This window comes from Pimelobacter simplex, from assembly GCF_900114845.1.
Taxonomy (GTDB): domain Bacteria; phylum Actinomycetota; class Actinomycetes; order Propionibacteriales; family Nocardioidaceae; genus Nocardioides; species Nocardioides simplex.
This window is the reverse complement of record NZ_FOUK01000007.1, coordinates 84,155-95,271: the sequence shown is the minus strand read 5'-3', so window position 1 is coordinate 95,271 and position 11,117 is coordinate 84,155. Positions and strand designations below refer to the sequence as shown.

Here is an 11,117-nt window from a genome sequence, read left to right as displayed (position 1 = left end):
ACCAGCAACCACCCGAGGAGGCCCCGTGGCTGAGCCGTTCCTGTCCGAGATCAGGCTGATGTCGTTCAACTTCCCGCCCAAGGGCTGGGCGTTCTGCAACGGGCAGCTCCTCCCGATCAACCAGAACCAGGCGCTGTTCTCGCTGCTCGGCACGACCTACGGCGGCAACGGGCAGACCAACTTCGCCCTGCCCAACCTGCGCGGCCGGGTGCCGATCCACCAGGGCCCCGGGTTCAACCTGGGCGCGCAGGCCGGTGCGGAGAGCCACACGCTGACCGTCGGCGAGATGCCCCAGCACCTGCACCCGGTCCAGGTCTCGCCGACGACGAGCGGCGGCACGGCCAATCCGGGCGGAGCCTTCCTCGGCGGTGCGAACAACGTCTACCGCTCCGGCACGCCCAGCCAGGCCCTGCACCCGAGCACCGTGGGACTGACCGGCGGGAGCCAGGCGCACACCAACATGCAGCCCTACCTGACCCTGAACTTCTGCATCGCGCTCGTGGGCATCTTCCCGAGCCCCAACTGAGGAGACCACGATGGGCCTACCCTTCATCGGCGAGATCAGGCTGTTCGCCGGAAGCTTCGCTCCGGTCGGCTGGATGCTGTGCCAGGGCCAGACGCTGCCGATCTCCGAGAACGACACGCTCTTCCAGCTGATCGGCACGACCTACGGCGGCGACGGCCAGGAGACCTTCCAGCTGCCCGACCTCCAGGGCCGCGTGCCGATCCACCAGGGCCTGGGCACCACAGGCACGACGTACCAGATCGGCGAGGCCGGGGGAGTGGAGCAGGTCACGCTCACCACGCAGCAGATCCCGTCGCACCGCCACGGGTTCGGCGTGTTCCAGGGCCTGCCGGGCACGCAGGTCAGCCCGGTCGGCAGCGCGCCCGCGATCTCGCTCAACGTGGTGCCCTACGTGAACGAGCCGGTCGACCTGACGTCGCCGCCGCCGTCGAACGTCTTCGCGCCGGCGGCGGTCGCTCCGACGGGTGGCAGCCAGCCGCACGAGAACATGCAGCCCTACCTCGGCCTCAACTTCATCATCGCCCTCTACGGCGTCTACCCCTCGCAGACCTAGGAGCACGCCATGGACGCCTTCGTCGCCGAGATCCGCATCTTCCCGTTCAACTTCGCACCGACGGGGTGGGCGATGTGCAACGGACAGCTGCTGCCGATCTCGCAGAACACCGCACTCTTCTCGCTGCTCGGCACCTTCTACGGTGGCGACGGCAAGTCGAACTTCGCGCTGCCGGACCTCCAGGGCAGCGCCCCGCTGCAGCAGGGGTACGCGCAGAGCGGGTCGCAGTACTTCATCGGTCAGCAGGGCGGTGCGCAGACGGTCACGCTCATCCAGACCGAGATGCCCCAGCACCGCCACACGCTCCACGCCAACGGCGCCGACCCGGGCGACACCAGCGTGCCGGGGCCGGACGCGACCTTCGCGGCGTCCTCGGGCGGAGCGCTCTACCAGCCCGGCCCGCCCCCCGCCGGCACGATGGCGCTCTCGGGGGTCGGCATCGCCGGCGGCAGCCTGCCGCACAACAACATGCAGCCGTCGCTGGCGCTCAACTACTGCATCGCGCTCCAGGGCATCTTCCCGCAACGCCCATGACGCCCACGATGTCCATAGCGCCCACGACGAGCGTGACCGTCCGCCCCGCCACGACGGCCGACGACGCCTTCCTCCGCGCGCTGTACGCCGCCGGGCGTGCCGCCGAGCTGGACCAGGTCGCCTGGCCGCCGGGGCAGCGGGAGGCGTTCGTCGCGATGCAGCACGACCTGCGCGAGCGGCTGTACCGCGAGGCGTACCCGGCGGGGGAGTTCCTCGTGGTCGAGGTCGACGGCCGGCCCGCCGGGCGGCTCTGCGTGAACCGGGGACCCGACGAGGTCCGCGTCGTCGACATCGCGCTGCTGCCCGTGCACCAGGGACAGGGGATCGGCGCCGCGCTGCTGCGGCGGCTGCTCGACGAGGCCGCGGCCGCCGGCGTGCCCGTCGCCCTGCAGGTCGAGCGGGACAGCCCGGCCCGGGCGCTCTACGAGCGGCTGGGCTTCGTGCCGGTCGCCGAGGACGACGTCCGGCTGCACCTCACCTGGCGGGCCTCGTGACCCCGGGGCTGCGCTCAGGCGAAGGCCGCCTCGTAGCGCATCCGGTCGTCCCGCGGGCCGATCGGCACCAGGAACAGCGCCGTCTCACCGAGGCCGGCGTGGCGCACGGTCCAGGTCGCCTGCTCGAGAACCGGTGTGGCGGGACCGCTGAAGAGCAGCGAGAACTGACGGCGCTGCGTGCCGTCAGGGCCGGCGCCTCCGACGGCGTCGCGCACCGCCACCTCGTCGAGCGTCAGCGCGAACACCGCGCCGTCGGGGAGCACGACCTCGAAGGGGTCGCCCACCAGTGCCGAGAAGTCGTCGGCCTCGAACCACGTACTCACGACCTCACCCTAGCCAGGAGCCTCCGATGACCGACCTGACCCGTCGTACCGTCCTCGCCACCGGGGCCACCGGCGTCGCCGTCACCCTGGCGGTGCTGCCCGGCGCTGCCGAGGCCGCGCCCCTCGTCACGGCCGCGCCCGCGGCCCGTGGGTTCACCCGCGAGGCCAAGCTCTACCGGCGCAAACGCTTCGTCGCGCAGCGGACGGCACGCTTCCGGGTCACCGGGCCGGGCGTGGCCATCAAGCTGCGGCTGACCGCCATCCGCGACATCCCGCGGGTGACCCGCGGCTCGAACCGCAGCTTCGAGCTCACCTTCACCGCGCCGCGCCGGGGGCCCGAGCAGGGGACCTACACCCTCAAGCGGCGCCGGTTCGCCGCGACGTCGCTGTTCCTCGTGCCCACGGACGAGACCCGGCGGGTCTACCGCGCGACGGTCAACAACCGCTGAGCGTCGGGCCGGCCGGTGCCGATAGCCTGAACCGGTGAGCACCCGCGCCCAGCAGTACGACGCCACCGTGGTGGCGCGCGAGCAGGTGACGCCCCACCTCGTGCGGCTGACCCTCGACGTGCCGGGCTTCGTGTCGACCGGCATCGCCGACGAGTGGGTCGGCCTCGTCGTCCCCGGCCAGTTCCAGAGCCGCTACTACACGGTGCGCTCGATCGAGGGCACCCAGCTGGTGCTCGACGTCGTCGTCCACAGCACCGGACTCGTCACCGAGTGGGCGTCCGGTCGCTCCGGTGACCCGGTCGGCCAGCAGGTCGTGCTCACCGAGGCCAAGGGCTCCTACCTCCCGCCCGACGACGCCGGCTGGCTGCTGCTCGTCGGCGACCTCACCGCCCTGCCCGCGATGACCCGGATCGCCCGCGAGAACGCCGTCGCCCGGCCCGGCCGGCCCGTGCAGGTCGTCGCCGAGGTGCCCGACGACTCCCGGATCGACGGCTACTTCCCCGCCGACCCCACCGTCTCCGTCACCTGGCTCGCCCCCGGCCCCGACGGCGCCAGCCGTCTCGCCGAGGTCGTCGAGACGATCGCCTGGCCCGAGGGCCCCGGCTACTTCTGGATGGCCGGCGAGTCCGCCCAGATGCGCGCCATCCGCAAGCACCTGATGCGGGTGCGCCGGCTTCCCAGCACCCACTACGACGTGATGGGCTACTGGCGCTCGGTCGCGCAGCGGCAGCCGCGCGCGGTCGATCCCGGGCCGATCTGGCGCGCGGGCAAGGCCGCGGGCAAGTCCGACGAGGAGATCTGGGCCGACTACGACGCTGCACAGGCAGGAGCCGAGGAATGACCGACGAGAACGAGCCCATCGACGACGAGCTCGATGACGACGACGAGTTCGACGAGGACTTCGGCGCGCTCCCGCCCCCGGCCGCCCCGGTCACCCCGGTGTTCGGCACCGGCGACGTCCCCGACGGCTACCGCAGCGGCTTCGCCTGCTTCGTGGGCCGGCCCAACGTCGGCAAGTCGACGCTGACCAACGCCCTGGTCGGCCAGAAGATCGTCATCACCTCCGACAAGCCGCAGACCACCCGGACCGTCGTCCGCGGCATCGTGCACCGTGCCGACGGCCAGCTCGTCCTGGTCGACACCCCCGGCCTGCACCGCCCCCGCACCCTCCTCGGCGAGCGTCTCAACGATCTCGTCAAGACGACGTGGGCCGAGGTCGACGTGGTCGCCGTCTGCTTCCCGGCCGACGAGAAGATCGGCCCCGGCGACACCTTCCTGGTCAACGAGCTGGCCAAGGTCCGCCGGACCACCAAGATCGCGGTGGCCACCAAGACCGACCTCGTCACCCCCGACCGGATCGGTGAGCACCTCCTCGACATCGCCGAGCTCGGCCGCACCACCGGCACCGAGTGGGCCGAGATCGTGCCCGTCTCGTCCGTCGCCGGCGACCAGATCGGCCTCCTCGGCGACCTCCTCGTCGGCCTCATGCCCGAGGGCCCGCCCCTCTACCCCGACGGCGACCTGACCGACGCCCCCGAGGAGATCCTCGCCGCCGAGCTGATCCGCGAGGCCGCCCTCGACGGCGTCCGCGACGAGCTGCCGCACTCCATCGCCGTCGTCGTCGAGGAGATGAACCTGCGCGAGGGCCGCCCCGACGACAAGCCGCTCCTCGACATCCACGCGAACCTGTACGTCGAGCGCGACTCCCAGAAGGGCATCGTGATCGGCAAGAAGGGCGCCCGGCTGCGCCAGGTCGGCACCAACGCGCGCCAGCAGATCGAGGCGCTCCTCGGGACGCCGGTCTACCTCGACCTGCACGTCAAGATCGCCAAGGACTGGCAGCGCGACCCGCGGCAGCTGCGCAAGCTCGGCTTCTAGGGCTGGCCCCGCCAGACGACCTAGTCGGTCGTCCAGCAGCGACCGAACTTCTGCCCCATCTCCCACTGCTCCTTGGTGGGCCACTCGTAGCCCCACTTGAACGACAGCGGGTCGTCGGCGACGTCGGCGGCGGCGTCCTCGCAGCGGGTCCGGCCGGCGCTGCGGACCTTGTTCTGCCCGGGGTAGCTGGCCTGGTCGAAGGCGATGACCTCGATCGCGCGCCACGAGTGCTTGGCCGAGCAGCGGACCCGCTCGAAGTTCTTCGCGTCGGGGGCGGCGGTGCCGCACATGGCGTACTTGTCGGCGGTCGTGGGGCCGCGCAGCGCACCCTTCAGGTCGCTGTCGAGGTCGGCGAGCTGCGAGGCGCCGTCGAGGAGGACGGCGTCGCAGCGGAACCAGGTGGCGCCGGCGTCCGACTCGTCGACGGTGGGGGTGAACCAGATCGAGCGGATCATGCTCAGGCGGACGTCGGTGAGGCTGCCGCCGAGGTACTTCTCGAGGCGGCCGGGGCAGGCCTGGGCGACCTGGTCCTGGACCCGGGTGGAGTCGACGGCGACGAGGTGGCCGTCGACGACGGCGTCGGTGCTGCCGACGGAGAAGGTGACGCTCGTGTGCGGCTGGGCGCACTCGACCGGCTCGACCTCGGACGTCGGGGCGACCGCGGCGTCGAAGGGCAGCTGGTAGCAGGCGCCGACCGCCGGACCGGGGGCAGGCGCGGGCGCGGGGGTCTGGGTGGCGGCCGCCCGGGTGGGCTCGTCGCGGGGCTTGTCGTCGTCCCCGCCGCCGGAGCTGCAGCCGGCCAGCAGGGCCACCAGGGCGGTGCCGGCCGCCAGCACGGGCGACGTACGTCGAAGGATGCTCATCTCGTCACTCGCTCGTTCTCGCCCAGCACACCGAGCGCCGGTTGCCGGCGTCCCACTCGGCCTTGTGGAAGAAGGTGAACCCGTACTCGAACTCGGTCGGGTAGTTCAGCCACGCCTTGACCGACGTCGCGCAGAAGGAGCGGGTGCGGCTCTCCATCACGCGGTCGCCGGGGTACTCGTCGGCCGGCTGGCCGAGCTTGACGGTGGTCACCGCCCGCCAGTCGTGCTTCTGGTTGCAGGTCACCTTCTCGCCCTCGCCGACCGACGCGCCCCGCGCGCAGCTCAGCCAGCGGTCGGGCGCCCGCCCGGCGAGCATCTCGCGTGCCGTCTCGGGCAGCGGGCGGTACTCGGTGCTCGCGCTGCTGCCGCCGATCACGTCGCAGCGGTACCAGCGGGCGCCCTTCTTCCACGCCTTCTCGGACGGCCGGAACCAGGCCCAGCTCAGCGTGGTGCGCAGCACCAGCGACTCGTCGGCCCCGACGAACTTCGCGAACGACGTCGCGCAGGTCTGGTAGGCGAACGTGCCGAGCTTCGCGTCGTCGTAGTCCGCGTCGTCGAACTCGCCGGGCAGCTCACCGGTCGCGAACGTCTCGGCGGTGTGCTCCTCGGTGCAGGGCACGGTCTTGGTCGCGTTGGCCGGCTTGGCGACGTCGTCGGGCGTCAGCTGGCGGCAGGTCCCGCTCGCGGGGACCTCGACGGCGTCGACCAGGTCGGGGTCGGTGTTCTCGCCCTGGCTCTCGACGCTGCACGCGCTCGTGGCGGCTGCCGCGGCCAGCAGGAGGACGACGAGGGCGCGCCGCACCGTCATCGTGCCCCTCCGTCCGTCAGTCCACCAGCAGTGCGGCGATGGTAGCGCCCAGCGCATAGGCCCCCGCCAACGCGGCGTCGTCCACGTCGCCCAGCACCCCGAGGACGTCGTAGCCCTGGCGCCAGTCGAGCGCACCGACGATCGACTGCACCGACCGCTCGGCGCCGGTGAGGTCGTAGCGGCCGTGCAGCCACAGCCCGTAGGGACGGCCGGCCGTCTCGCCGGCGCCGTCGGCCGGCGCGCCGCTCGGGTCGAGCGCGCCGCCGACGGCGAGGAAGGTCGAGTCGAAGAAGTGCTTGAGCGCCCCGCTCATGTAGCCGAAGTTGGCCGTCGTCCCGAGCACGTAGCCGTCGGCGGCGAGGACGTCGTCCGCGCCGGCCTCGAGGGCCGCGCGGACGACGACCTCGATCCCGCCGTCCCCAGCGCCCGCCTGGACATCGTCGTCGTGGGCACCCGCGACGACCTGGTCCAGGAGCGCCCGCATCGAGCGGCTGGGGGAGTGGTGGACGATCAGGAGCGTCGGCACCCGACCAGGCTAGACCGCCGGCGCGAAGCGCTCCCAGCTCCGATGGGTCCCCATCAGGTCCTGCACCTGGCTCAGCACGGCGGGTCCCTCGCTCGCCGTGGCCACGCCCGCGGCGTCGGTGGGCACCCCGGCCGCGTCGAGCGCGTCGAGGCCCGGGCCCCAGGCGCCGATCACCTTCGCGTGGCGGAACGCCTCCTCGAGCAGGAGCACCACCCGGGGGTCGAGCGGGCCGCGGGCAGCGACGGCGTCGGGAGCCGGGGCCGGGCAGCCCGCGACGAGGACGACGTCGTACTCCACGGAGCGGGCGGTGGCGAACGTGCGCTGCACGGCGAGGTCGCCGACCGTGCCGCCGTGCGGGGCGATGACCAGCGGCACCATCCCCGCCTCCAGGACGGCGGTGCGGACCTCGGCCACGCCGTCGAGCCCGCCGTCGGGGTCGACCACGATCCCGGCCACGCGCCCGTCGGCCGGCCACGGCCCGCCGGTGAGCTGGGAGAGCGCCGGGCTCGGCACCACCTCGCCGGCCCCGGACGTCGCCTCGGGCACCGTCATCCCGAGCGCGGTGGCCACCTCGGCGCACAGCGTCGGGTCGATCTGCGCGAGCGCCAGCAGCTGGCGCTCCTTGATCGCCTGCTCGTAGCACTTGCCGAGCTCGAACGAGTAAGCCCGGATGATGTGCTCCTGCTCGACCGGGCTCATGCTCGCCCAGAACAGCCGGGCCTGGCTGAAGTGGTCGTCGTACGACGCGGGCTGGGCGCGCACCTTGTGCCCGGTCACCGCCTGGGCGGCCTCGACGAACGCACGGGTCTCCTCGTCGGACAGGTCGGTGCCGGCGTGGAAGGGGCAGCCGCCATCGAGCGAGTTGGGCCGGTACGGCGCGACGCCGGCGTGCACCGCGTGCTGGTGGAAGCCGTCGCGGAGCATGTCGTTGACCGGAGCGTGCGGCCGGTTGATCGGGATCTGGTTGAAGTTCGGTCCGCCGAGCCGGCTGAGCTGCGTGTCGACGTACGAGAAGAGCCGGGCCTGCATGAGCGGGTCGTCGGTGACGTCGATGCCGGGCACCAGGTGCCCGACGTGGAAAGCGACCTGCTCGGTCTCCGCGAAGTAGTTGGTCGGGTTGGCGTCGAGCACCATGCGGCCGATCGGCTGCACGGGCGCGAGCTCCTCGGGGACGATCTTGGTCGGGTCGAGCAGGTCGATCCCGTCGAAGGTCTGGTCGGCGGTGTCCTCGAACACCTGGATGCCGAGCTCCCACTCCGGGAACGCGCCGGACTCGATCGCGTCGGCGAGGTCGCGGCGGTGGAAGTCGGGGTCGAGGCCGCCGAGCAGCTGCGCCTCCTCCCAGGTCAGCGAGTGCACGCCGAGGCGGGGCTTCCAGTGGAACTTGACCAGGGACGTCGCCCCGTCGGCCCGGGTGAGCCGGAAGGTGTGGACGCCGAAGCCTTCCATCATCCGGTAGGAGCGCGGGATGCCCCGGTCGGACATGTTCCACAGCGTGTGGTGCTGGGCCTCGGTGTGCAGCGAGACGAAGTCCCAGAAGGTGTCGTGCGCGCTCTGCGCCTGGGGGATCTCGCGGTCCGGGTGCGGCTTGGCCGCGTGGACGACGTCGGGGAACTTGATGCCGTCCTGGATGAAGAACACCGGGATGTTGTTGCCGACCAGGTCCCACACGCCCTCGTCGGTGTAGAACTTCGTGGCGAAGCCGCGGGTGTCGCGGACCGTGTCGGCCGAGCCGCGCGAGCCCAGCACCGTCGAGAACCGCACGAAGACCGGCGTCCGCTTGCCCTTCGCGAAGAGCCCGGCGCAGGTCACCGTGTCGGCGGTGCCGTAGCCCTCGAAGTAGCCGTGGGCACCGGCCCCGCGGGCGTGGACGACGCGCTCGGGGATGCGCTCGTGGTCGAAGTGGGTGATCTTCTCGCGCAGGTGGTGGTCCTGCAGGAGCGTCGGGCCGCGCTCGCCGGCCTTGAGCGAGTGGTCGGTGTCGTGCACCCGGACGCCGGTCGCGGTGGTCAGCCACGGACCCTGCTGGCCGGCGGTGCGGGGGTCGGCGCCGCTCTCGGCGCCGGTGGGGGTGCGGGTCTCGGGGGCGCCCTGGTCGGGCTTCGGGGGGAGCGGGTCGACCGGCTCGGTCGGCTCGGTGAGGCTGGGGGGAACGGCGGTGGGGGCGCCGGGGACGGCGTCCTGCTGCTTCGGGTCCTTCGCGTTCATGTGGGGGCTCCTCAGGTTGCGGACCTCCGCGCGGTACCCGGGCACCTCCACCGGACACCGGGGGACTGCTAAGGTGATCGCATCATGACGCGAGCCCTCCTTCTTAGCGGCCGCAGCGAGGTCTGAAAGCCGGACCCCCTCGTTGCGGAGTGAGTTGCGCGCCCGGCGCCCCGTCTCGACACTCACCACCCCGAGGAAGTCATGAACCAGCAGCGCGTCACCGTCCCGAGCCAGCAGCCCAGCGGGATGCCGTACCACCGCTACACCGCCTTCGAGCCCGTGACGGTCCCGGACCGCACCTGGCCGGACCAGAAGATCACCCGCGCCCCCCGGTGGCTCTCCACCGACCTGCGCGACGGGAACCAGGCGCTCATCGACCCGATGAGCCCCTCGCGCAAGATGAAGATGTTCGAGCTCCTGGTCCAGATGGGCTACAAGGAGATCGAGATCGGGTTCCCGGCCGCGAGCCAGACCGACTTCGACTTCGTGCGCCAGCTCGTCGAGGAGGACCGGATCCCCGACGACGTCCGGGTCTCCGTGCTGACCCAGGCCCGTGAGGACCTGATCGCGCGCACCGTCGAGTCGCTCCAGGGCGCCGACAAGGCCACCGTGCACCTCTACAACGCCACCGCGCCGCTGTTCCAGCGGGTGGTCTTCGGCGTCACCGAGGCCGAGTGCATCGCGATCGCGACCCGCGGCACCGAGTGGGTCATGAAGTACGCCGACCAGCTGCTCGCCGGCACCGACTTCGGCTACCAGTACAGCCCCGAGATCTTCACCCAGACGCCGACCGACTTCGCCATCGAGGTCTGCGAGCGGGTCTCCGACGTGTGGCAGCCGGAGGAGGGTCGCGAGATCATCCTCAACCTGCCGGCCACCGTCGAGATGTCGACGCCCAACACCTACGCCGACCAGATCGAGTACTTCTCGCGCCACCTGACCCGCCGCGCCCACTCGATCATCAGCCTGCACCCCCACAACGACCGCGGTACGGCGGTCGCCGCCACCGAGCTCGCGCTGATGGCCGGTGCCGACCGGGTCGAGGGCTGCCTGTTCGGCCACGGCGAGCGGACCGGCAACGTCGACCTGGTCACCCTCGGCATGAACCTGTTCAGCCAGGGCATCGACCCGCAGATCGACTTCTCCGCGATCGACGAGGTCCGCCGCACGGTCGAGTACTGCACCCAGCTGCCCGTCCACCCGCGGCACCCGTGGGCCGGCGACCTGGTCTACACCGCGTTCTCGGGCTCCCACCAGGACGCCATCAAGAAGGGCCTCGAGGACCTCGACCGGATCGCGGCCGAGCAGGGCAAGCCCGTCGGCGAGATCCCGTGGGAGGCGCCGTACCTGCCGATCGACCCGAAGGACGTCGGCCGCACCTACGAGGCGGTCATCCGGGTCAACAGCCAGTCCGGCAAGGGCGGGGTGGCCTACGTCCTCAAGGCCGAGCACAGCCTCGACCTGCCGCGCCGCGCGCAGATCGAGTTCAGCCGGGTCATCCAGCAGCACACCGACAGCCAGGGCGGTGAGGTCACGCCGGAGGCGATCTGGACGATCTTCCGCAACGAGTACCTCGACCGCGAGGCGCCGTACAGCCTGGTCTCGTTCTCCTCCACCACCAGCGAGGACGGCGAGGACAGCCAGGAGGTGCGTCTCGTCGTCCGCGGTGAGGAGCGGACCTTCACCGGCATGGGCAACGGCCCGGTCGCCGCCTTCGTCGACGGCATGCGCCAGGCGGGTGCCGACATCCGGGTGCTCGACTACGCCGAGCACGCGCTCTCGTCGGGCGGCGACGCCGTCGCGGCGGCGTACGTCGAGTGCGAGGTCGCCGGCGAGATCGTCTGGGGCATCGGCCTGCACCACAACATCGTCACCGCCTCGCTCCGCGCGGTGGTCTGCGCCGCCAACCGGGCGCAGGCGATCACCATCCCGTCGAGCACGACGGGCGCCTGAGG

The 11,117-nt window shown here is 72.0% G+C and carries 13 protein-coding genes; 8 read left to right on the top strand and 5 right to left on the bottom strand.

What is annotated here, in order from left to right; genetic code table 11:
• The first annotated feature begins 25 nt into the window (after positions 1-25).
• The 4 genes from BM223_RS24735 to BM223_RS24720 are packed head-to-tail and all read left to right on the top strand — an operon-like array spanning position 26 to position 2,107.
• Entirely contained in the window at positions 26-526 is a 501-nt protein-coding gene (locus tag BM223_RS24735) for a phage tail protein (protein WP_038679996.1), read from the top strand.
• 10 nt (positions 527-536) lie between these two features.
• Positions 537-1,079, top strand: coding sequence for a phage tail protein (locus BM223_RS24730; protein WP_038679995.1), 543 nt, complete (start codon positions 537-539; stop codon positions 1,077-1,079).
• A 9-nt stretch (positions 1,080-1,088) separates the two neighbouring features.
• Positions 1,089-1,613, top strand: coding sequence for a phage tail protein (locus BM223_RS24725; RefSeq protein ID WP_038679993.1), 525 nt, complete (start codon positions 1,089-1,091; stop codon positions 1,611-1,613).
• A gap of 8 nt (positions 1,614-1,621) precedes the next feature.
• Complete coding sequence (locus tag BM223_RS24720) at positions 1,622-2,107, top strand: GNAT family N-acetyltransferase (RefSeq protein ID WP_038679992.1); 486 nt, start codon at positions 1,622-1,624, stop codon at positions 2,105-2,107.
• A 14-nt stretch (positions 2,108-2,121) separates the two neighbouring features.
• On the opposite strand, the gene BM223_RS24715 is transcribed toward BM223_RS24720, so the two are convergent.
• On the bottom strand, positions 2,122-2,430 hold the full coding sequence (locus tag BM223_RS24715) for a DUF6916 family protein (RefSeq protein ID WP_038679989.1): 309 nt from the start codon (positions 2,428-2,430) through the stop codon (positions 2,122-2,124).
• A gap of 26 nt (positions 2,431-2,456) precedes the next feature.
• On the opposite strand from BM223_RS24715, the gene BM223_RS24710 reads away from it, so the two are divergent.
• From BM223_RS24710 to era, 3 genes are read left to right on the top strand one after another with little or no spacing between them, the layout of a single operon-like run.
• A complete protein-coding gene (locus BM223_RS24710) occupies positions 2,457-2,879 on the top strand; it encodes a DUF6916 family protein (RefSeq protein ID WP_038679987.1) in 423 nt (140 codons plus the stop codon).
• A 34-nt stretch (positions 2,880-2,913) separates the two neighbouring features.
• Positions 2,914-3,720 carry a siderophore-interacting protein gene (locus BM223_RS24705; RefSeq protein WP_038679985.1) on the top strand — a complete coding sequence of 269 codons (807 nt, stop codon included), beginning with the start codon at positions 2,914-2,916 and terminating at the stop codon, positions 3,718-3,720.
• Positions 3,717-4,757, top strand: a complete 1,041-nt coding sequence (era, locus tag BM223_RS24700; RefSeq protein WP_082003700.1) for a GTPase Era — start codon at positions 3,717-3,719, stop codon at positions 4,755-4,757. The genes BM223_RS24705 and era overlap by 4 nt, the downstream gene beginning before the upstream one ends.
• Before the next feature lie 20 nt (positions 4,758-4,777).
• Here the strand turns inward: era and BM223_RS24695 are convergent, their stop codons facing one another.
• Genes BM223_RS24695 through BM223_RS24680 form a run of 4 tightly spaced genes read right to left on the bottom strand, consistent with a single transcriptional unit; the run spans position 4,778 to position 9,162 of the window.
• Positions 4,778-5,620: a septum formation family protein gene (locus BM223_RS24695; RefSeq protein ID WP_038679983.1), complete on the bottom strand. Its 843-nt coding sequence runs from the start codon at positions 5,618-5,620 to the stop codon at positions 4,778-4,780.
• Between the two features lie 4 nt (positions 5,621-5,624).
• The gene (locus tag BM223_RS24690; RefSeq protein ID WP_038679981.1) at positions 5,625-6,428 is read right to left on the bottom strand and encodes a septum formation family protein; all 804 of its coding nucleotides are present in this window, start codon (positions 6,426-6,428) and stop codon (positions 5,625-5,627) included.
• Positions 6,429-6,444: 16 nt separating this feature from the next.
• Positions 6,445-6,954 (bottom strand): flavodoxin family protein, encoded by a 510-nt coding sequence (locus BM223_RS24685; RefSeq protein ID WP_038679979.1) that lies wholly within the window; start codon positions 6,952-6,954, stop codon positions 6,445-6,447.
• A gap of 9 nt (positions 6,955-6,963) precedes the next feature.
• On the bottom strand, positions 6,964-9,162 hold the full coding sequence (locus BM223_RS24680; protein WP_052138809.1) for a catalase: 2,199 nt from the start codon (positions 9,160-9,162) through the stop codon (positions 6,964-6,966).
• Positions 9,163-9,363: 201 nt separating this feature from the next.
• Here BM223_RS24680 and leuA point away from each other — a divergent pair, with 201 nt between their 5' ends.
• A complete protein-coding gene (leuA, locus tag BM223_RS24675; protein ID WP_038679977.1) occupies positions 9,364-11,115 on the top strand; it encodes a 2-isopropylmalate synthase in 1,752 nt (583 codons plus the stop codon).
• The last annotated feature ends 2 nt before the right edge of the window (positions 11,116-11,117 follow it).